Consider the following 21,553-nt stretch of genomic DNA (forward strand, 5'->3'; position numbering starts at 1 on the left):
TAATTTAAGCGGTTTCAATACGTCTCGTTACCAACCTTCTTAACATGATTCTAACCTTTCAATGAAAAGACACCTTCGTAATAAATTTCCTAATTCTGTATTGTAAGCGCTTTATAAATTGCATTATAATATATACGTAATATATTTTATATAACCAATTGATTATAAAAATCATTAAATTTTAAGGGAGATGTACTTATTTGAAAAAGCTGGTGCTCTACAAGCAAATTCAAGAAGATATTGTACAGAAAATTAAATCTGGGCAGCTTCGGCCAACGGACCGCGTCCCTTCTGAACAAGAATTAATGGACGAATTCAAAGTAAGTAAAATAACCGTCAAAAACGCCTTAACCCAGCTAGCTGACGAAGGATTAATTATACGCGTACAAGGCAAAGGCACATTCGTCTCTTCTAGTCTTGATATTTCTAGCATTGATTCTCCATTATCTCCACACAGCGCGTCGTCCTTGCCGCTCATCGGCTTCATTATTCCGACGATGGTAACCCGTGTCATTCAGAAGCTCGTCGACTACACGGAACAATTCCTGTCTGAAGCTGGCCTCAGCATGGTACTAAGCATCACGCGAGAGTCCTCCTCTATCGAATCGAACGCCATTCGTACACTAACGGGGCTCGGTGTGAAGGGATTGATCGTTTTTCCAACAGAAGATGAGAAGTACAACGAATCACTACTGCGTCTGTCGCTCGATAAATTCCCATGTGTGTTCATCGACCGCTACCTGCGCAACATTGAGACATACACGATTACATCAGACAATTACGGCGGTGCGTATAAGGCTGTCTCTCATTTGCTATCCAAGGGTCATCATCAGATTGCGCTCATCTCACCTGAGAATGCCAATACAGCCATCGAGGATCGCACGCTCGGCTTCGAGAAGGCGTACACAGATCGAGGTATATCAATCGACAAGAGCTTGTGGTGTCACATCCCTCTCGACATTCTACGCGGTAAGCAAGCATTGGACTATGTAAGCGACTTCTTGCAGGGGCATAGTGGAATTTCGGCAGCTTTCTCCTTAACCGAAGAAACCGCACGCCTTACATCGGCCGCTATCAGCCGTCTCAACAATCACTCAAATATCGATTTGCTATCTTTCGATAATCCACATCTTTCATTCGTAGCTTATGTACAGCAGGATGAACAGGAAATGGCACGTACAGCGGTAAAGCTGTTACTTGAACAGATAGAGAATACATATTCACCTAAGAATGCCGTCATTCCCGTGCAGCTCATCTTCCCCTAACTATTTCATTGGACTTTATCGACACTCTAGGAGCACCTTCAGTAGAAGTTGTCTTCTTTTGCGTTCCAGCGCATAGAGTATAACAATATATCATAAAGGTGCTAGCGGCCAAAACGGGAGATTCGCTCCACTTTGTTACGAAAACCGCTGATTCATACGGATGAAACCGATCTTCGGGTCGGGGAGTGAGTGTCAAGGAATCTCAGAGCATGATAATCATGAAGGAATATTCAAATGTCTCCAGGAACTCAATGAGGAAATAAATATGAAAATGTTTATATGAGCAAATAATTTTCTAGGCGCTGGATGGAGTAAGATCGAGTAGGGATGACATGCCGAGTGTACCGACTTGTACATCGACCGAGCCCCCACCATAGTAGATTGTAAGATATTCATACTGATTTGAGACCATATTTTATTCACGTTTTGTAGCCAACTATTTGTAGAATCTTTATAGTGATTATCGCCGCTGTAGCTTGAAGGAATAGTGTGATTACCAACCGTAAGATCTGACGCCTCATAGACCGCTAGTCCCCTAGCATACAGTCCCTAACTCTACTTTTCCGCCATAAAAAGTGATAGTCCCGCTAGGAACAAACGACTTACAGAGGGAACTTCTGCTATAAACGAGACCGTCTTTCCATAATCCGGAAAGAGTCTTTTCGTTCTACTTATGATACGGTTCATCGCACTATCTGTAACGGCAAGTTATAAGGCCATCCCTTTCGGGATGGCCTTTCTTGTAAACGTGGTTACTCGAGTACTCTGTCATTTTTAATTGAATTTCTTTTAATTAGTAGTCTCTAGTAAGTCTCTAGTAATCTGGAAACAATTGTTGCAAACTCTGCTCTAGTAATATCTTTTTCAGGCTTAAATGTACTGTCTGCGTATCCTGTAATAATATTATTGGATGCGAGTGCATCAATGGAATCATAATACCATGCATTTCTTGTAACATCTTTGAATGATGTGTTTCCAGTACCTGTTAGCTTAAAAGCTCGAGTGATTAGTGCCGCTAATTCACCACGACTAATCTTCTCATCTGGACGGAAGCTTCCGTCACTATATCCGTTCATCAAGCCTGATCTAGCAGCTGCACCAATAAACTTATTCGCCCAATGAGTTGGAGATACATCTATAAAGTTACTTTCTTGTCCTTCAAGTTTCATGTGCGTTGCAATTACCTTGATGGCTTCCGCACGAGTCAAACCTGAATTTGGACGGAATGTTCCATCGGAATACCCCGTCAATAATCCCTTAGCAATTAGTGCGTCAATGCTTGTTTTTGCCCAATGATTCATTGTATCTACAAAACTAACAACTTTCGGTTTATCTGCTGGTGTTATTGTTTCTGCAGGTGCCGGTGTTTCTATAGGCGTTGTTATTGCTGGAGGTGTCACTGTACCTCCTCCGGTATTTGGATGGGTTGGTCCATTATCTGTGTTTGGATCAGGATTAGTAGAGTTTGAAACGTATTGAAGTGCTGGAGCAAATGTTGTAAGTAGTCTAGCTTGACTTTGTTGCTCAAGAGCGTAGCTCATGCCTAAAACTTTTGCATCGTCCCATGCTCTACCAACCAGTTGCATAGAGATAGAATACCCGCTGTCATTCGTTCCTACAGGAACAACTACCGTAGGTAGACCCATAGTAGAGGTTAATACGCCTGTGTTACGGTCTGAACTTAATTGAGAAGCTGCTGCGTCATTGTTATATACGTCGCTAATAAAACCTGCATAAACAACAGCATCAACACCATTCGCGTCCATCCAGCCTTTGATAACTTCCTTATAGTCAGTTCTATACTTAATGTAATCTTGTACAGCCTGTTCAGTCATACGAGTTGGGGTACTATATCCTCTTTGATTATAGATAAGCACTTTATCTGAAGCTAGTACACTTGCTCCATCAATATAAGGGAAGTCCTTATGAAGCTCAATATAACGTGCCCAACCTTCAGTAGATCCATTAATACCTGAAGGACGACTAGGGCCTGATGGTACAGCTGACATTTCAACCATAGTCGCACCCGCTGCTTGAAGCTCTGAGAACTTATCCATCACTGCCTGTCCAGTATCATCATCAGCATATGCAGATACAAAGGATGCAGGAATGTATCCAATTTTCTTTCCTTTCAATGCATTAACATCCAGAGATTCCTTCCAATCCACTGGACGCTTATGATCTGCATCAGCAGTGACTGTGAAAATATCCTGTGGGTCCGTACCCGTTGTAGCATTCAATATAATGGCTAGGTCAGTTACTGTTTTAGCAATGGGACCTGCATAATCTTGTCCCCAAGTGAGTGGCAGTACACCTGTAGTACTTGCCATACCGTCTGTACCCCGGAAGCTTTTTAAGCTAGCGCCTGTAGTTGGTGCATAGAGAGATACCCCTGTTTGCGATCCCATTGCTGCTGCTGCAAAATCAGCTGCAACAGATACTGCAGACCCGCCGCTTGAGCCAAAAGATGTTTTCGATGGATAGAGTGCATTCCATGTTTGCTGCCAACCGCTTTCACTAAAGCTTCCGCTGTTAGCAAACTCAGAAGTATTTACTTTACCAATAATTACAGCTCCAGCTTCCCGCAGTTTTTTCACTTGGAATGCATCAGAATCAGGCTGCCAGCCTTCAAGAGCTTTACTGCCACCGGTAGTAGGCATATCCTTTGTATCATAAATATCTTTTATCGCAATTGGAATACCCAATAAATCACCTTTTACACCTTGTGCACGGGCATCGTCAGCAGCTTTTGCTTGGTTAAGCGCAGTTTCAGATACATGCAGGAATGCATGGAATCCCAATTGTCCCTCATCGTATACCTTGATTCTATCTAAATAGGCTTGAGTAATTTGTACAGAAGTAGTTTTGCCAGTAATCATATCCTGTTGCATTTCTGCAATTGATTTATTCTTAACATCATACGGCGATGAAGTTACTAATTCTTTAGGTGCAGGAGCATTTGGTATAACCAGATGATCTCCAGTATCAAGTCCCTCTATAGCAGATATATCCCAGTTGCTAATTGACCGAATTTGTGCGTTTGTTAATCCTGTTACATCCAGCAGACTATTAAGTCCATCTAGCATAGCAACCAGATTTTTCAACCCTTCTTCACCAGCTTCTCCAACTTGTACATAATTTACTAGGGATTTCGATTCGCCCGGCCCAATATTTAGTGAATTAATGAACCCATAGAAATTCGCTTCATTTCCATACTCAGCTAAGGGTATTGTGAATGGATCCTGTTGCTGATTACCTAGACCGGTTAATCCATTATCAAACGGCTTTGGAGATCCCACTGCAACGCCTAGCGGCTTATTGTTTTTGGCGCTACTATCTACAACAATCCATGAATCATCTGTAGTTACCTTTAGATCGCCTGAATAGGTTGCCTTAACTACTGAAGCATTTGTTGTTGTACCATATCCTAAAGAGCCACCGAATGATACATCAACTTTTATTGCCACATCATTTTTATTAGTGAAAGTATCAAAGAATCTCGTTCGATTATGAATAGTATCCACATACACCTCACGTGTTACAGTTACATTTCCTAGATTTACAGATTGAGCCGAAGTAAACTTATTAACGCCGTCATATTTCAAGTCAAACCCACGCATCATTTGACCATTCATCAGTGGAGCTGAAGGCGAGGACACTTTAACAAAGATATTGCCGAAACCTTGTACTTGTGTAGAACCAACTGTACGTAAACTTCCTGTGTCTAAGCTAGGAGCAAAAACATCGTGAATCTCCCATACTGTGCCACTTTCTGAAGTAACTCTAGTTAAAGCGTCAGCTGTTTGGAACGGAATTACACTCGTAGCAATAACAGATAACACAATTGAAGTAGCTATAAATTGCTTTTTACTCCAATTTTTTTTTGCTGGTGAATATTCAGATCGGGTGGAACCAGAATGCTCTCTTTTAGTTTCACGTAGACGTTTGAACTTATTCATGTGTGTAATCTCCTTTTCCTGTATGTATTTTATTATTTAATGTTAGGAAATATAACACTAGTATTTGTTTCAGTCAATGAATATTATGAATTTAATATATTTTGAGTTTGAAAAAAGGGAAAAACGGCTCTTTTAATTATTCTGTGTAATGTATATGTAAACTGTTTCGTTAAATAAATTACAATTTATGATAGGTTTTGGAGAATCTATAGGATATTGAGTATCATCATCCGGCTGCATCACCAAAAACCTTGAATTTCACTTATCTCTATGTGAATTTGACGAAATCAAAAAGAAAAGGAACAGCTAAAATTAACGGAGAATATTATGTTTTTCATTTCATGAAAGTGGAAGATTCTATATCGGAGCATGGCATAAAGCAGAATCACTGATGATTCCAGATGCATAGCCGCAAGATCACTAATGGGCATCCTGAAAAGAGTAAAGTTTCTGCTGGGAAAGAAGCCATAAGAATAGCCAGGTAGTGTATCTGGAATAAGTGGGATTTCATTGTGGAAACCATTTTAGCGGGTGATAACGTTATAAGGCAGATGAGGGATGCAAAGGAACAAGGCTTTGAAATTATTGTGTTTTATGCGGGATTAGCAGATGTTCGGCTAAATATTGAATGTATTGTTCTACGTGTGAAAAACGGTGGCTATCATATTGAAACCGAGGATATTGTTAGACGCAATTTAGCAAGTATGAATAATCTGATATCTCACTTAGAGTTGATTGATCAAGTAATTGTTATTTAAATGGATTACCAGGATGTACACAAAAAATCAATCGGAAACTACAAATTAAATTTAATATGCAAAAGGAAACCAATTCGAATCAGAATCGATCGTAATTGGTTTATTTTTTGCCATCACATCGTGTCCATAACCTCAAGAAATTCGATAACACTGGGGAAGACATGGAGGATCTGATCTCCATTGGCACCATCGGCCTGATTAAAGCTATTGAGAGCTATCGTCCAAACAAAGGAACAAAGCTAGCCACATTTGCAGCACGTTGTATTGAAAACGAAATCCTGATGCACCTGCGTTCGCTCAAGAAAACACGTAAAGACGTATCCCTGCATGATCCAATTGGGACGGACAAAGAAGGTAATGAAATTACACTTATCGATATTCTTGGCTCTGAAGCTGATGATGTCATTAAAGAAGTCGATCTGAAGATCGAAAAGAGTAAGATATATCGCAACCTAGATATTCTGGATGACCGGGAGAAAGAAGTTGTGGTGGGTAGGTTTGGGCTGGATACAGGTGGAGAAGAGAGGACACAGCGGGAGATTGCTAAGGAGTTGGGGATCTCGCGGAGTTATTTTTCGAGGATAGAGAAGAGGGCGCTCATGAAGCTTTATCATGAGTTTTATAAGGCTAAGCGGTAAACTCATAATCACAAGGTAGTATCCGTTAACCGGCATACATAGAAAGCTTCAAGGATCATATTAGAATTTTTTAGAGAAGATATAGTTCAGCGAATTTTTGTATTAAACCAACTCATAAAAATACATGAGAAAGGGAGAGGGCAAATTGTTAAGTGGTGCTCTGAAGAGTACATATATCCAGTCATCTTTTGCGATTATCCTGGGGATTGGGCATATTGCATTTTGGCTGTGAAGATATTTAGCTGTTGTTGCAATTAAAAAGAAAGGTACGGAAATCTTTAGTTAAATACAACATAAAAGCTTATTAAATATAACTAAATTTGAGTATCAAGCGAAATAAAAAAACCACTTATGCTAGGAAATCCCAAGCTTGCTTAAGTGGTTAATCGTGCTTTTGAATCTTATAACAACCTTAAGTTGTCGGGTTCAATGCCCATTGATACTCATCCATTAAATTGTCGATAATCTGCTGTACGGACAAAATCTCTTTAATCTCATGAACTCTGGACCCAGCAAAAACCAATCCGTTCTTAACATCTCCTCTAAGGGAAGTGAGCAGGGATTCCATTGTACAGAAGCGATGTGAACAAACCTTTAGACAATTATAGCATTTGACTATCTTTAATTTGGCATCATCACTGATCCGGTCCGTAAATTCATTCCGAATCGCTCTACCTTCTAGACCCACAGTAGACTTGATTAGGACAGTATCTCCTTGCTGAGCATCTACATACTTTTGCTTGAAGGCTAAGGGAGCATCACACTCAAGGCTAGCCACAAAACGGGTACCCATTTGAACACCAGATGCGCCGATCCGAAGGGCTTTTGCGATATCATCCCCTGTTAGAATTCCACCCGCAGCAATAACAGGAATCGAAACGGCCTCTAAGACTTCAGGAAGGATATCAAACATGGATCTGTCTGTACCTAAATGGCCTCCAGCTTCGAACCCTTCCACAACGACTGCGGAGGCACCAAGTCTTTCGGAAATTCGGGCTAATTTGGCGGATGAAACAATAGTTACGACAGGAGTACCATATTCTTTACCCCAAGCATAAATATCTCTAGAAATTCCGGCTCCGGAAATAATAAAGTCAACCCTCTCCTCCAAAGCAATCTTCATTTTTTCGGCAAAGTCCTTCACTGCGAATAGTACATTCACACCGATGTAGCCATTTCCTTTAGAGAGTTCTCTTGTTTTGCGAATATGCATTCTCAGCTCATCAGGAGTGATCCCTGTACCAGAGATGGTGCCGATCCCGCCTGCATTGGCTACAGCAGCGGCTAGTCCACTTAAGGATATGCCTACACCCATTCCACCTTGAATAACAGGAACTCTCGATTTAATATGTCCGAATTGGATTGTTGGAAGTTTCAATTACACACCTCTTTTGCAAGTTGTTGACATTATTAATACTCCTCTAGAGTAATAAGATATATCGTAACACAGCTAATTCTTTCCCGGATGTGACTGTAAACATGCTCAAACTATGTTAAATATCATGTCTTTCAACTGTTAAGTTGTTGATATGAAGTGAAAATTTAAGAAAACGAAGTGACTATTAAAAAAAGGACAATGAATAACAAAAAAAGAGCCATCCATCCGGTAAAACCTTCATACTTCTATCAACGCTTTTCTATCAAGAAAGTGGATTTTGACATCGTATCGTGTCCACAACCTCAAGAAATTCGATAACACTGGGGAAGACATGGAGGATCTGATCTCCATCGGCACCATCGGCCTGATAAAAGCTATTGAGAGCTATCGTCCGAACAAAGGAACCAAACTAGCCACATTTGCTGCTCGTTGTATTGAAAACGAAATCCTGTTGCACCTGCGTTCGCTCAAGAAAACTCGTAAAGATGTATCTCTGCATGATCCAATTGGGACGGACAAGGAAGGTAATGAAATTACACTTATCGATATCCTTGGCTCTGAAGCTGTATCATGAGTTTTATAAGGCGAAGCGGTGAGGATAGTAGATAATAACTTAAGATTCACTATAGAGTGTTTTAAAAGCGACTTGCAAAAAGGGAGTTGCTTTTTTATGTGCGCCCAGCATTGGCGATCTATAGGGTTGAAGTTCCGCATACATCGTACAAAAATGGCAGACCTTGCGGCAAGCGATAGAAGAAAGAACCTATGAACCGAGCCCCTCCCCTACATAGAATTAGAAGGAATAACGGAATCGTGCAAAAAGTAACTTTCTTTGCTAAATAAAAATATCCATCATTCTTATATAATAAAGGTGACAAGGTATCATAACAAGATGCAGGTTATTCTGTAGTAGTCCGGTATTGTACAAATGTAAGAGAAGTATATGCATGAAGAATGGTAAATCATCAATGCCCAAGAAGACTAGACGTTGTAAGGAGACTTCGGTTTCTCCCAACAAGGAGCTTGGATCAACATAAAATAACCTCCGCGAGTGAGAAGGATAGGATGGATGCATCATGAAAAGGTACGGGGCGGTCGTGATAGGCTGCGGTTATATGGGCTCTCTCCACTTGGACGCGATATCACGACAGGTGCGGGTCCGGTTGATCGGCGTGGCGGATTGGAACCGGGACAGGGCCTCCTTAGTGGCAAGCCAATACGGAGCTGAGTGTTGGAGCACGGATTACCGGGTCTTGATAGAGCGTGATGATGTGGATCTGGTCATTATCGCCACGTACCCGTCCTCCCATCTGGGGATCGCAAAAGATTGTCTCGCTGCAGGGAAGCATATCCTATGCGAGAAGCCGATGGCGGGCAATGCACGGGAAACACAGGAATTCATGAAGCTGGCCCGTGGAGCTAAAACCAAGGTGCTGATCGGTCACATCCTTCGCCATAACACTACGTACCAGGCGGTTATGAAGATGATCCGGGAGGGCGCCATCGGCTTCCCTTTGGTCATCCGGCTATCCCAATTGAAGCCCTCCAAAAATTGGGCTTCCCACTTATCCCTGCTCCGGGACGTCTCGCCGATCGTGGATTGCGGCGTCCATTATATCGATGTGATGCGTTGGGCTACAGGGGCGGACGTAGTAAGCGTCAATGGGATCGGGCAGCGTCTCTACGAAGAAGTCCCGCCGTATACTTACAATTACGGACTCATGACCCTCCGTCTGTCGGACGGCTCCATCGGCTACTTTGAGACAGGGTGGGGCAAGGGGCTTCCGACTGATAACCGGAAGGAATTTATCGGACCGGCAGGCCGGATTCGCATCATATACAAGAACGAACGACCGCGAGAGGATCAGCATCTGGGGAATCTGATCGAGGTCGAAGACTACCAGAAAGGAGCGGTCCGGCAGATCAATATGGACTTCTCCGTAAAGCCTACGGGTGCCCAGCTGGACTATTTCCTGTCCATGCTGGAGAACAACTTGCCCCCTATACCGGCAATGGAGGAAGCTTGCCGGGCGATGGAGATCGCTCTCTTAGCCGACCGGGCGATCCATGAAGGAATTACGTTACCTTGCGCGAAATAAGGGTTGACCAACATGGTGATGGTAACAGGGGATGAACCGGTGCATGGTGTACACCTGCTGAGGAATAAATTGACCCATGCAAAGTACGGCAGCCGACATCAGTCAGTCGAACTGAGGGATGTATACGGTGCCGTCGGGTACCACCCGCTGGATCATCAACGGATTGCAGGGCTAGTAAGCTCCGGAGCCATATTCCGGGAGGTTCCATTCGGCGAGGTGAAGGTAGATTTCGACGCATTGCAGGAGAACGGATACGGGGGGATCTGACCATCGATCGGGAAGTGGGGGATGCGCCCGAGGGGATATAGAGTGTGCAGTTCCATCATCCGCCAATACAGGTAACGGCAGACGGCCGTGCGAAATTTCGGGGATCGAGACTGCGTATTGGAAAACCGGTAAGTCGCGGGTCTAAATAATCAAGTTAATTAATAGGGTTGTTTTGCTGTGTTAGCCTAGTGGGATTTCCAACCGAAGGGAATGAACCATGGAAAGAAAATTAGAAACCTTAGTGATTTCCCGCCTGATAAATCAGACGGATGTTTCAGTTACAGAAGATTTCCAGATCATTAAACAGTATCAATGGCTTAAAGGATATAACCCGGTCGTTACAGCAAGATTAAATTACAGTCAGGAGGATCTGAAGCTTCAGTTTAAGGTTTACGAACAGAATCCAATACGAACATATAGAAACATGAATGATCCTGTGTATAAGGATAGCTGCATCGAGTTCTTTTTTCAGCCTTCTCCGGATTCGGACCAGCGCTATATGAATTTCGAATTTAATGCGAATGGCGCAATTCTCTTGCAGATAGGGGCGGATCGGTATGATCGCTTCCCAATCACTATCAATCCAGCACTTTTCCAAGTCCTATCCACCACGGATCAGATTAATGATAAAGGGGAAGCGTATTGGGAATTAAGCTTTTCGATCTCATGGGCATGGGTACAATCTTATTTTTCGGATTTTCGGGCAGTGCCGGGAAAAAGGATAAGAGGAAACTTTTACAAGTGCGGCGATGAAACGGTTTATCCGCACTTTGGAACATGGAGCAAAGTTCATTCGAACAAACCAGAATTTCATAGAAGCTGTGATTTTGGGATTCTGTACTTAGAGTAACTGCGAAATGCAGGTTAATGAATAACTTCCGAAGCCGCATATACGGGGTTGGAGGTTTTTTTGTCGTAGTAGACACATCGAACAAATGTCATATTGGCAGCGCAAGGATACTATTATTTTAAAAAATCACCTGTTTTTTAAACTTTTAGAAGGGAGTGTCGTTATACTGTTCGACAATCTACTCGTGCGCACGGTAGTTGGCCAAGTACGAATGGAGGCAGGTAATGATGCATGTAGTTATCCAGCAATTGTGCAAAAAATATGGCAGTAAACAAGTACTGAACGGAATTAACCTGACATTGGGTACGGGTATGTTCGGCTTACTCGGTCCCAATGGGGCGGGAAAATCGACATTGATGCAAATATTGGCAACAGTAATACCGAAAACATCAGGGGATGTACAAATTGGACATTGCAAGCTTGGGCGGGATGAACGTGAAATTCGTGGCTTGCTTGGCTACCTGCCACAAGAGTTTGGCGTATATCGCAAGTTGACAGGCGCAGAATATCTCGATTATGTCGCGTCCATGAAGGGCATTACAAATGGAAAAGCCCGGAGGAAAGCAGTAGCCGAAATGTTGCGCCGAGTCAATCTGGAGGAGAAGCGCCATGTGCGTATAGGCAAATATTCTGGCGGGATGCGGCAGCGCATCGGTATTGCCCAGGCGTTGCTAGGTGATCCGCAGTTCATTATTGTGGACGAGCCTACGGCAGGGCTTGATCCCGAAGAACGCATGCGATTTCGTGATATGCTGACTGAGCTGGGTAAAGATCGTACTGTGCTACTGTCTACACATGTCGTCGCCGATATTGATAATAACTGTAAGAGTATGGCGATTATGAGCGGAGGGCGCATCGTATTTCACGGTACGCAAGAACAATTGCTCCAGCGTGTGCAGGGACAAGTGTGGACGGTCCAAGTGGGTGATGAGAAGCTTGCAGAGCTCAAAGAAACTGCAGCCATCGTGACTGCAAAGCGTTCAGGAGCCGGCTATGAGGCGCGTGTTCTTGCCAGTTCTGTCCCATTACCTGGAGCAGTCCAGGCAAAGGCAGGACTTGAGGACGGATATATCGCGGTCATGAGAGCGGGGAATAGCCAATGAGCCTGATTCGCTATTACAAAACAGAGTGCAAGCTACTGCTGCGTGGCCCAGGCTTGTATCTAATGCTGGCAACTGTGGTCGGCATCCTGTATTTGATGTTTCAGACCACCGATGCCAAATTGGATCGTGCAGTATACGTGATGGATATTTCTGAGGTGTATTGCCTTGTAGCCCTCATTATTTTGCCTTTGCTGGCAACAGCGATAGCACGGCGGGATGAAGAATGGAAGACAGCAACCATGATGGCTACCTTTCCGTATCGAACATGGGAAATGGAGGCTGCACGCTTGCTCTGTGCTGTAACCCTTCCGTTAGCAGCTGCGCTCGTGCCGATGGGGGCTTATGTATGGTTGGTCGTAAATGATGGCATCTCATGGGGAATGCGTGAATGGTATACCTCTGCTGTATTGGCTTCCTTTGCCATCCCGATGTTATTTGCAACTGTAATTGCCTACTTAGTAGGTATCCTTATCCGCAAGCGATACAGTTACTTGATCAGCTTCGTCCTGTTGCTTAGCTTGGCAATTATTTTACCGGAATTTTTTAAGACCGATCGCCCTTCTTTTTCATTACCCCCTCATACGCAGATTTGGTTCGATTATTCACTAGTTAAATATATTGGTAAGTCTTACTCACGTATGTGGGGATTTATATATGATCCGGCATTTTGGCTGCATCGCGGCATCGTTGCAGCTTTAGCAGCAGGAATGGTCATGACTGTTCTACTTGTAGTATGTAGACGCAGGCGGGAACGGGTCAAGGCATGGCTTGTCTATCCCACGATGCTGATTCTAGGTGCAGCATTGTTATGGGCAGGTAGTGCGATGTACGGATACCTGCAGGAACGGGCAGATATTGCGGATGCCAATGAACGTTTCTATCGCGAACGTCTTACTTCAGCCAATGATATCACGCAACAGCGTGAATTGGAGCAACTGCTCGTTGCTGGAATTGCAGCGGGTAAATATTCGGAGGCGGATATTGAGGAAATGTCTCGGATCACCCTTAACACAAACGGGAATACCAGCAATCCGCTCTCGGTATCGCATATTAAAGATCTGCTTGTCGGAATGAAGTTCCAGGATCTACACATTAACAGCTACAAGCTGAAGTTGGAATTACTGCCGCGGCATGGGTTAGAAATACAGGCGACGATGCAAGCAAGCAATGGACAAGCGGCAACACTAGAGCGATTCCCAATCATGCTGCGACATATCTTTGATGTACAGGAACTGAAGGTGAACGGTGCTGCTGCTGCCTATGAGTGGGAAGAGGCTACAGATGTACTTTGGATCAAGCCTGCAACGGATGTTATGCCAGGGGAGCATCTGGAGATCGAGATGACATATAGAGGTACCCTAAATGATTGGCGGCATTATTATTCCGTCGCTCCTAGCAGGGATAGATGGGAGCAGATCGCTGTTGTCGACGATAACAGGATTTTCCTGCCAGCTTTCTATGGCTGGTACCCTGTTATCGGCAATAGCCGGCTATCGGAATTGCTTACCGATCACTACGAATGGGGGCGTCACGCTACAGATATTCTGGACACACAACTGCCGCGCCCTATGGCGGGCTTTGAAGTTGCTATCACAGGGCCAAGTGGCTTGAAACTGTTCTCCAACGCCTCTGTCATTACTAGTAAGATGGCTGGAGAGAAGGGAGCGACCATCACGCGCCTGGAGCTGGATGAAGCAAGCGGACTTACATTATTTGGGGGCGATCTGCAACTTGCAGAAGCGACGGCAGACGGCAAGACGTTGCGTCTGTTGGCATCTGGTCAATTGCCTGCCCGTTCTGTCGAAGAAGCAGCACAGTTCGCAGCCAGGCATTACGCCCAAGCGGCGCGTACTTTGAAAAAGTTGGATGGAGAAGCTGCAACGAGTTTTCCCCAGACGGTTACTATGGCACTTGCCGATTATCCGTATTATAGTTTGAATATGGTGAGTATGAGCACCCTTGGCATGGTAGATGCATCAGTTGGAGGTCCGGAAGCTCGCGATATCCACTTTTTGTCTAAGTTGTCTGAGTTAAGTTATTTTGGGTCGGAAATTGAGCGAGGGAAGAATGGGAACTTCCAACTGAGAACGGGGCAATACTGGCTAGATTACAGTGCCAAACGTAGAGAAATTAGAAATGCGAGAATGTTAAATTTAAACGCCCAATTTACACTGAACAACTTTTTTCAGGCTTATAACGAGCTCAAGCTGATCGGAGGGGAACTGCCAGATCGACTGTTCGAACCTGTTAGCAGCTATTTTTTGAACGGTACACCGAATCAGGTTTATAACCTTATGAACACCATATACAGCCAGTACGGTATTGAAAGTGTCTACGATGTCATCAAACTTGTCTATGACAGTATTGGCACAGAGCAGCAAATCGAGGACAGTGATGAACAAATGGAAGCGCTTCTGCGAGGCTATTTGCAAAGGAAAATGGAGGGAGGACAATGAAGGTTGCCCTCATTCTTTTGTCCCGTGCAAAATATGCTTGGCGCATCCTATGGGGCGGCTACTTGCTAGCTATAGCTATTATTGCGGCGCTGATAGCAGCTGGTTGCCTCATGCTGCCAATGATGATGCCCTCTCCTGGTTTTTATCATGTCAAAGTGGCTTTTATATTTGTGCTGCCTTTACTTGCGATTGCCTTGAGTGCTGCCTTGTTCGCCGATGATTTCAGTGAGGGTACTTTTGCCCATCATTTCAGCTATCCATATTCACAATTACTCGTGTTCGCCGAGCGAGGAGCGGTCGCTGCGCTATTGCTAGTTATCTATGAAGCAGCGTTGCTTTGGGCAATTGACCGCTGGGCGATCGTTTTAAGTACGGCACAACTAGCTTACATAATTAAACATAGCCTCAGTGTGAATATGTTCCTTGGCGGTCTGGCGGCATTGGGCAGTCTGCTAGGGCGCAATATGGCTGTCGGGCTAGGAGTGGGGGCAACGGTGTGGCTGCTGGAGTATTTTATGTCCAGTATGCCGCTCAATCGGTACTATTTATTTCAAGCCGTCTGGCCGGTGAGCCGGTTCACAGATAAATCGCATAACGCTATCGCATTATTTGCAGCAGCTGGAATACTGCTTTTCTGCTGTATGCTTCTATTGGGGAAAGGCAGAGGTTGGCTCGTGTGCAGGCAATAGTGCTGAGCGAGAAAGGAGAGAGTCAAGTGAACAGCAGGGCTGTTGTTACGGATGAGCAACTGCTCGAGCAATACAAGCAAGGGAATACAGCCGTGCTGGAGTTGTTCGTCTATCGGTATCATCAGACCATCTATGCGTATTTATACCGACTGACCAGCAAGCGTCAGCTCGCAGAAGATTTGGTGCAAGAGTGTTTTGTCAGAGTATTCACGGCTTTGCAAGCTGGTCGGTTGCCTGAACGGTTTCGACCATGGATTTATCGAATTGCGACGAACCTGTGCCGTGATGTATGGAAGTCCGGAGCTTATCGTTATGAAGTAGCGGCTAAGGATACCGGAGTGTATGATGCGGCAGATGGCGGTAAGGATACGGTAGCGTCTTTTTTAGACAAGCAATATGAGCGTGAAGCAGTCATTGCTGCCCTTGGCGCTTTGCCTGAGGAGGAGCGTCAAATTGTTATTTTGCGTTTTTATGAGGAGCTCAAGCTGGATGAAATAGCCGAGTTGCTGGAACTGCCGCTTGGAACGGTCAAGTCCAAGCTGTATCGGGCGTTCAGGCGACTGGCCCATACATTGCAGAAAGGGGAGGATCAGGATGAGTTACATATCCGGAGCCGGTAGCGCCGATAAGGCTAGTCGCGACAGTCAACTGCACAGGGAATTGCAAGAGCAGCGGCAACTAGAGGAAAAGGGTGAAGCAGCAGCGGATCGATGGGAGCATGACCAGATCGGAGCCGTATTCAGCCAACTGGATCGCTATACCGTCGATGGTCCCAGCGGCCAGCAGACGGAATCTCTGCTGGCGCTTGCCGCCACATATGCCACACAGCCTGAGTGGGCGGTTGCTGTACCCTCTTCCAAGCGAGTGGCAAGACATGACAGGCCTGGGCGGCAAGCAACTGTCGCTATATCTTTACCAGTAAGGCTTATGCAACGCATGGCAGCTCAGGTAAGGACGATGCATTGGCTGTTTTGGCTTACATCAGCGCTTATGATTGGCATAGGAGCAGTCGTTGAGGGGCTGGTAGCAAGTGAATGGTTCAGTAGCTCTGCCAAGCCGGATGTATTTTTATTTACGATTCTGTTGCTTCCTGTAGCCAGTGTGGCCTATTCACTCCGATCCATGCATACGCCAATGAGTGAGGTTGAGGCGACCTTTCCTGTTACACCCGTACAGCTTATGGTAGCCAGAATAGGAACCATACTGCTATATGACCTCCTTCTAGCGCTGTTGTTTTATGGAATACTCGTTATGACGGGTACCAGCGGTGAATTCGGATCTAACACTACTTTACTGATCACAGATCTATTACTGCCGATCTGCCTGAGCGCTTTTGCAGCGCTGGCTGCAATGCTACGTTTCGGGACATGGCCTGGTACCGCGGTTGTCCTCGCAGTGGGCGTCATCCAGTTTTCCGCTGGCGAGAGGCTTGGCGTATTTCAATTGTTCAGCGAATACGGGTCCGAACACTGGCTTGCAAGCAAGCTTGTTGCTGTTAGTCTGGCAATAGCGCTGGGTGTTATAACAAGTATTTTGCTGCGCCATCGGCATTATTACAAGCAATATGGATAGGAGGGAGGGTGGTGCGAGGAGCTGAGCTAAAACTTACCGCGGTTGAACTTCTTGCAGATAATGGTCACCTGCTGCTAGGGGATGTGAATCTGGCTTTGCCGCCAGGCTGGTATGGTCTGGAGGGCGCCAATGGCAGTGGGAAAACAGCATTGCTCAAAGCGATAGCTGGTCTATACCAGCCTGTACGCGGCCTGATTACCTATCAGCTTCATGGCGTGACGTTGTCAGGGAATGCTTTCAAGTCTTATCTGGGCTACAAGCCACAGCAGACAGCGTACTATGACAATATGAACGTCGAGGCATACATGCGTTATGTGGGTGAGATGAAGCTGATGCCACGGGCAACCATTGAGGAACGATCTCGTGAGCTATGTGAACGGCTCGGGCTTACTGCCGAGTGGAAAACGCCCATTCAGCGGTTGTCAGGCGGCAACAAGCAACGGCTTATGATTGCTCAGGCGATGCTTGCTGATCCATGGTTTCTGCTGCTGGATGAGCCTCTCTATGGCATGGATATCGAGATTCGTTTCCTGCTGCTAGACACGTTGTACGAAATGACACCTGGCACAGTTGCAATCTTTTCAGGCGCTTTGGAGGGCCTACAGGGAGGTTGGTTGGATGCTGTGATCAAACTTGAAAATGGTACAGCGGCGCTGCACTGATGCAGCGCCGTTTTCTATATTAAATCATCCTGCTGCGGCTGCGAAACTTGCCTGGCGGATAGCCAGACATTTGTTTGAACCATTTGCTGAAGGGGTGGATAGAGTCGGCCTCTAGCTGGCTGGCAATGGAGACTCTTCTACTCTTATCATTGGCAAAGAACGGGGAGTTTTGAACACAAATAAAATAATGAGAAGTGACAGATTGCTTGGGTAGTGTTGGGATAATATCAATAATTGGCGAACCAGCCGATGGAATCAATGGCGTGATTTTCTCTTTGAATGGAGATTTTTTGGTACCTTATTGTCAGTACAATCATACAGAGAAAAAAAGGAGGAGAACCCAGAATCATGCACACCAAGAATAAGGGGAAGTACAATGATTTTTCGAGATATTTACGGATAGCCAATTGTTGCGGAAGAAGACGAAACACTTCCCTTGGCTCATCCTGATTTGATGTTGTTTTTGCTTAACACCACAAATGTAATTGATAGTGTTGATTATAGACTGTTCAAAATAAAGGAAACAGCTATCGTTCAATTTTTTGTAACGGACGCATTTAAACAACTAGTGGAACTCCATGACCTTAAGGGCTTAGATTTCTCAGAGGTATACGATTCAGCTTTTACTGCAGAAAAAGAAGAAGAGCAAGAACGTAATTACCAAGCTGCCCTTGATTTCATAGAGCGCAATAAAGGAATTGAAGTTTCATATGATGAGGCTCGTTTCCTTATGGAGCAGGAAAAAGTTGTTGCCAGCGGAAAGTGGAGAATGCAACTAGATGAGAATGGGGAGCTATGGCTTGCGAATTTGACACCTGATTTGATTTATTGCTGGGGCCAGCCAATTTATATTCCTCCTGTGTTAATGCTTTTTCAATGGCATGAAGTAGAGAAGTCTGAAATTAACTTATAGAACCCGGTGGAATGAAATATACTCTTATGAAGCTTTATCATCATTTTTAAAAGGCTAAGCGCTGAGCTTAAAGTCATAAGTTAGATCCGTTAACACTAAAGTTTTACAAAGGCGACTTATCTGCGGACGGGTTGCTTTTGTTTTTTTCAGTTCCCATCAAAACAATATAGTCCTGACCGATCTGCTTATCCAAATCATTGAATACTATCAATAAAGATAACCGTCAAACAATAGAATATATGATATAATGACGTGGTTGTTGTAAGGTGCAATTTTAATATGAAAAATAGGATGGGCAATATGAAGGGTTATCTTTATAACGTGGATAAAAAAAGATTGATTATTATGGTTATCGGCAATGTATTTCTGGGCATGGGAATTAGTATTTTTAAGCTGTCCGGCATGGGGAATGATCCCTTTAGCGGCATGGTGATGGCACTTGCAGAGTGCGTGGGTATAACATATGCAAATTTTCTGATCTTGCTGAACCTGGTATTGTTTGTAATCGAATTCATCACCGGACGAAGGTATATTGGAGCAGGGACTTTTGTAAACGCAATCTTTTTGGGGTATATCGCTACGTTCTTTCATAGTACTTGGCTATCTCTGTTAGGCGAACCTCAGCTGTTATGGCAGCGGGTGGTCGTCGTAGCGATTGGCGTGGTGGTATGCAGTTTTGGGGTATCCCTGTATCAGACATCGGCTGTGGGAGTCGCTCCTTACGACAGCCTGTCCCTGATTATGAGGGATAACGTCCCGAAAATATCTTATTTTTGGCACCGGATGTTTACGGATGCTCTTTGTGCTTTGATTTGCTTCCTGGCAGGAGGCGTTATAGGCTTAGGAACTCTAGTGTCCGCACTTGGTTTGGGACCCATTATTCATTTTTTTGATGTGAATTTTACGGAGAAGCTGCTGGCAAAAAAGCGTCCAAATTAAGAAAGGCGGGGCAGATCAATCTGCCCCGCCTTTACTGTAATTTGAAGGTCCATTTTTAATGAGTAAATGCACTCTTAATGTTATTTTTTTTATGAACATCTTCCGTGCCGCTATCCAAGGCGGTCTTGTAGTAGAAGCATTTATGTTCTATGACTTCCATCGTTTTTCTTAATTCTTCCATCTGTGCTTCTACGGAAGCTTTTCGCTCCAGGAACATGTCATATCTCTGCTGCAAGGTGGAGTCCCCTTCAGAGCACCACTCAATGAAATGTTTTATTTCCTTAATCGGCATCCCGGATGACTTCAGGCATTCAATTACTTTTAAAGCATCCATATCCGTTTCTTTGAAAACGCGTTTCCCGCTGGGGGTTCTTTCTATAAAAGGCAAAAGCCCCTCCTTGTCATAGTAACGCAGGGTATGTGATGTCATATTAAAATATTCTGCAACTTCACTAATGGAGTATGTCTTCATCATCTATCTCCAGTCTTAATTATATTTTGTGCTTGACTTAGAGTTAACTTTAAGTAATAACATAGGTTTTGTAAAGTCGGCGTTACAGTTTTTTATATTAACTAGAAGAGAGGTTTCACTATGATAAAGGTTAATGCACGTGCTACATTCAGTCAGGAAGGCCCGTTCAAGCTAACTACAATTGAACGCCGGAATCTGCAGCCGCACGATGTTCTTATTGAGATTAAATACGCTGGCATTTGCCACTCGGATATTCATACAGCCCGCGGGGAGTGGGGACCGGTTAAGTATCCACTTGTTCCAGGGCATGAGATCGCCGGTATTGTCAGCCAGGTCGGTTCCGAAGTTACAAAGTACGCAGTTGGCGATCGTGTAGGGGTAGGTTGTATGGTTGACTCCTGTGGAGAGTGCAGTAATTGCCAAAAAGGTGAGGAGCAGTATTGCCTGAGTGGAAATACGGGCACCTATGGAGCTATCGACCGGCACGGTCACTATACTCAGGGCGGATATTCCACGCACATCGTTGTAACAGAAGACTTCGTGGTCCGGATTCCTGATGCTATTCCGCTTGACGCGGCTGCACCGCTTTTGTGTGCAGGAATCACCACCTATTCACCGCTGCGCCATTGGGGAGCCGCTCCCGGCAAAAAAGTAGCTGTAGTGGGTCTTGGCGGGCTTGGACACATGGCTGTGAAGATTGCTCATGCCATGGGAGCTGAGGTTACTGTGTTATCACAGTCACTGAAGAAGAAGGAAGACGGATTGCAATTAGGAGCGGATCATTATTATGCGACCAGCGATCCGGAGACATTTAAGCAGCTTGCCGGTTCATTCGATCTTATTGTGAATACAGTAAGCGCACAAATTAATATTGATGCCTATCTTTCACTTCTGGCATTGGATGGTACATTAGTCAATGTTGGTGCGCCCGCTGATCCATTGGCAGTTAACGTATTCTCGCTGATCGGCCACCGCCGTTCGTTTGCCGGATCGATGATTGGCGGAATCCGTGAAACGCAGGAAATGCTTAATTTCTGCGCTGAACATAATATTGCTTCTGAAATCGAGGTCATTTCTGCTGACCGGATTGATGAAGCCTGGGAGCGTGTGCTTGCTTCAGATGTCCGTTACCGGTTTGTCATCGACATCAGCACGATGGGGAACGAATAAGAGACGCCTTCATTCTTGACCTCGGTTCGTGGCCACAACCTCAAGAAATTCGATAACATAGCGGGAATTTGCTAAGGAGCTGGAAATCTCACGCAGTTATGTTTCGAGAAGAGAAAAAAGGCGTTGTTGCATACAGCAGCATATGTGTATAAATGCTAAATAGGCAGAGCAGTGCTTCTACCATTGGGGTAGGAGGACGGCTCTGCTTATTGTCGTTACTGCAATTGAATATTTTGGTTCAGCTGATTCTGCCGTTTTTATGAAAAAGATGATTCTTTAAAGGTTGGAATTTTTAAAAATCAGGTTGAAAAATGCTATTTTCCCTAATAGAAAATCATGACACAATAATAATAAAGCGCTTAC

At 44.6% G+C, this 21,553-nt stretch carries 19 protein-coding genes and 1 pseudogene; 17 read left to right on the plus strand and 3 right to left on the minus strand.

Features of this window, described 5'->3' with window-relative positions:
- The first annotated feature begins 200 nt into the window (after nt 1-200).
- Nucleotides 201-1,265, plus strand: a complete 1,065-nt coding sequence (locus NST94_RS06900; protein ID WP_076302155.1) for a GntR family transcriptional regulator — start codon at nt 201-203, stop codon at nt 1,263-1,265.
- A gap of 803 nt (nt 1,266-2,068) precedes the next feature.
- Here the strand turns inward: NST94_RS06900 and NST94_RS06905 are convergent.
- The gene (locus NST94_RS06905; RefSeq protein ID WP_081383299.1) at nt 2,069-5,224 is read right to left on the minus strand and encodes an amidase family protein; all 3,156 of its coding nucleotides are present in this window, start codon (nt 5,222-5,224) and stop codon (nt 2,069-2,071) included.
- Nucleotides 5,225-5,736: 512 nt separating this feature from the next.
- On the opposite strand from NST94_RS06905, the gene NST94_RS06910 reads away from it, so the two are divergent.
- The gene (locus tag NST94_RS06910) at nt 5,737-5,982 is read left to right on the plus strand and encodes a hypothetical protein (RefSeq protein ID WP_076302154.1); all 246 of its coding nucleotides are present in this window, start codon (nt 5,737-5,739) and stop codon (nt 5,980-5,982) included.
- A gap of 95 nt (nt 5,983-6,077) precedes the next feature.
- Nucleotides 6,078-6,620 (plus strand): RNA polymerase sporulation sigma factor SigK, encoded by a 543-nt coding sequence (sigK, locus tag NST94_RS06915; RefSeq protein WP_076302153.1) that lies wholly within the window; start codon nt 6,078-6,080, stop codon nt 6,618-6,620.
- 412 nt (nt 6,621-7,032) lie between these two features.
- On the opposite strand, the gene NST94_RS06920 is transcribed toward sigK, so the two are convergent.
- Entirely contained in the window at nt 7,033-7,998 is a 966-nt protein-coding gene (locus tag NST94_RS06920; protein WP_076302152.1) for a nitronate monooxygenase, read from the minus strand.
- A 247-nt stretch (nt 7,999-8,245) separates the two neighbouring features.
- Here NST94_RS06920 and NST94_RS06925 point away from each other — a divergent pair.
- From NST94_RS06925 to NST94_RS06985, 13 genes and pseudogenes are all read left to right on the plus strand, one after another.
- Nucleotides 8,246-8,569, plus strand: a pseudogene (locus NST94_RS06925) (sigma factor); the annotation flags it as partial.
- A gap of 498 nt (nt 8,570-9,067) precedes the next feature.
- On the plus strand, nt 9,068-9,226 hold the full coding sequence (locus NST94_RS06930; protein ID WP_248547758.1) for a hypothetical protein: 159 nt from the start codon (nt 9,068-9,070) through the stop codon (nt 9,224-9,226).
- On the plus strand, nt 9,150-10,097 hold the full coding sequence (locus tag NST94_RS06935) for a Gfo/Idh/MocA family oxidoreductase (RefSeq protein ID WP_256719255.1): 948 nt from the start codon (nt 9,150-9,152) through the stop codon (nt 10,095-10,097). The genes NST94_RS06930 and NST94_RS06935 overlap by 77 nt, the downstream gene beginning before the upstream one ends.
- A 39-nt stretch (nt 10,098-10,136) precedes the next feature.
- Nucleotides 10,137-10,364 carry a hypothetical protein gene (locus NST94_RS06940; protein ID WP_143766440.1) on the plus strand — a complete coding sequence of 76 codons (228 nt, stop codon included), beginning with the start codon at nt 10,137-10,139 and terminating at the stop codon, nt 10,362-10,364.
- Nucleotides 10,365-10,581: 217 nt separating this feature from the next.
- Complete coding sequence (locus NST94_RS06945; protein WP_076125364.1) at nt 10,582-11,214, plus strand: carbohydrate-binding family 9-like protein; 633 nt, start codon at nt 10,582-10,584, stop codon at nt 11,212-11,214.
- 224 nt (nt 11,215-11,438) lie between these two features.
- Nucleotides 11,439-12,317 carry an ABC transporter ATP-binding protein gene (locus NST94_RS06950; protein ID WP_249267678.1) on the plus strand — a complete coding sequence of 293 codons (879 nt, stop codon included), beginning with the start codon at nt 11,439-11,441 and terminating at the stop codon, nt 12,315-12,317.
- Complete coding sequence (locus tag NST94_RS06955) at nt 12,314-14,773, plus strand: hypothetical protein (RefSeq protein ID WP_076302150.1); 2,460 nt, start codon at nt 12,314-12,316, stop codon at nt 14,771-14,773. The genes NST94_RS06950 and NST94_RS06955 overlap by 4 nt, the downstream gene beginning before the upstream one ends.
- Nucleotides 14,770-15,462: a hypothetical protein gene (locus tag NST94_RS06960; RefSeq protein WP_076302149.1), complete on the plus strand. Its 693-nt coding sequence runs from the start codon at nt 14,770-14,772 to the stop codon at nt 15,460-15,462. Before NST94_RS06955 ends, NST94_RS06960 begins: the two co-directional genes overlap by 4 nt.
- 26 nt (nt 15,463-15,488) lie before the next feature.
- Nucleotides 15,489-16,082, plus strand: a complete 594-nt coding sequence (locus tag NST94_RS06965) for an RNA polymerase sigma factor (RefSeq protein WP_076125358.1) — start codon at nt 15,489-15,491, stop codon at nt 16,080-16,082.
- Complete coding sequence (locus tag NST94_RS06970) at nt 16,057-17,034, plus strand: hypothetical protein (RefSeq protein ID WP_076302148.1); 978 nt, start codon at nt 16,057-16,059, stop codon at nt 17,032-17,034. Before NST94_RS06965 ends, NST94_RS06970 begins: the two co-directional genes overlap by 26 nt.
- Nucleotides 17,035-17,045: 11 nt before the next feature.
- Nucleotides 17,046-17,696, plus strand: coding sequence for an ATP-binding cassette domain-containing protein (locus NST94_RS06975; protein ID WP_076302147.1), 651 nt, complete (start codon nt 17,046-17,048; stop codon nt 17,694-17,696).
- Nucleotides 17,697-18,132: 436 nt separating this feature from the next.
- Nucleotides 18,133-18,609, plus strand: a complete 477-nt coding sequence (locus NST94_RS06980) for a hypothetical protein (RefSeq protein WP_076141168.1) — start codon at nt 18,133-18,135, stop codon at nt 18,607-18,609.
- A 279-nt stretch (nt 18,610-18,888) separates the two neighbouring features.
- Nucleotides 18,889-19,548 (plus strand): hypothetical protein, encoded by a 660-nt coding sequence (locus NST94_RS06985; RefSeq protein WP_248547753.1) that lies wholly within the window; start codon nt 18,889-18,891, stop codon nt 19,546-19,548.
- 55 nt (nt 19,549-19,603) lie between these two features.
- Here NST94_RS06985 and NST94_RS06990 read toward each other — a convergent pair whose 3' ends face one another.
- Nucleotides 19,604-20,020 (minus strand): MerR family transcriptional regulator, encoded by a 417-nt coding sequence (locus NST94_RS06990; protein WP_036675831.1) that lies wholly within the window; start codon nt 20,018-20,020, stop codon nt 19,604-19,606.
- A gap of 120 nt (nt 20,021-20,140) precedes the next feature.
- Between NST94_RS06990 and NST94_RS06995 the strand changes: the two genes are divergently transcribed.
- Complete coding sequence (locus tag NST94_RS06995) at nt 20,141-21,190, plus strand: NAD(P)-dependent alcohol dehydrogenase (RefSeq protein ID WP_076185356.1); 1,050 nt, start codon at nt 20,141-20,143, stop codon at nt 21,188-21,190.
- Nucleotides 21,191-21,553: the final 363 nt, after the last annotated feature.

It is taken from the genome of Paenibacillus sp. FSL H8-0282, assembly GCF_037963825.1.
In the GTDB taxonomy this organism is placed as follows: domain Bacteria; phylum Bacillota; class Bacilli; order Paenibacillales; family Paenibacillaceae; genus Paenibacillus_AQ; species Paenibacillus_AQ odorifer.

Coding starts and splice junctions, on each gene's coding strand:
- NST94_RS06905 (WP_081383299.1), bottom strand. CDS start 5,224: ATGAATAAGTTCAAACGTCTACGTGAAACTAAAAGAGAGCATTCTGGT.
- NST94_RS06930 (WP_248547758.1), top strand. CDS start 9,068: ATGCATCATGAAAAGGTACGGGGCGGTCGTGATAGGCTGCGGTTATAT.
- NST94_RS06945 (WP_076125364.1), top strand. CDS start 10,582: ATGGAAAGAAAATTAGAAACCTTAGTGATTTCCCGCCTGATAAATCAG.
- NST94_RS06950 (WP_249267678.1), top strand. CDS start 11,439: ATGATGCATGTAGTTATCCAGCAATTGTGCAAAAAATATGGCAGTAAA.
- NST94_RS06955 (WP_076302150.1), top strand. CDS start 12,314: ATGAGCCTGATTCGCTATTACAAAACAGAGTGCAAGCTACTGCTGCGT.
- NST94_RS06960 (WP_076302149.1), top strand. CDS start 14,770: ATGAAGGTTGCCCTCATTCTTTTGTCCCGTGCAAAATATGCTTGGCGC.
- NST94_RS06970 (WP_076302148.1), top strand. CDS start 16,057: ATGAGTTACATATCCGGAGCCGGTAGCGCCGATAAGGCTAGTCGCGAC.
- NST94_RS06985 (WP_248547753.1), top strand. CDS start 18,889: ATGAAAAATAGGATGGGCAATATGAAGGGTTATCTTTATAACGTGGAT.
- NST94_RS06990 (WP_036675831.1), bottom strand. CDS start 20,020: ATGAAGACATACTCCATTAGTGAAGTTGCAGAATATTTTAATATGACA.
- NST94_RS06995 (WP_076185356.1), top strand. CDS start 20,141: ATGATAAAGGTTAATGCACGTGCTACATTCAGTCAGGAAGGCCCGTTC.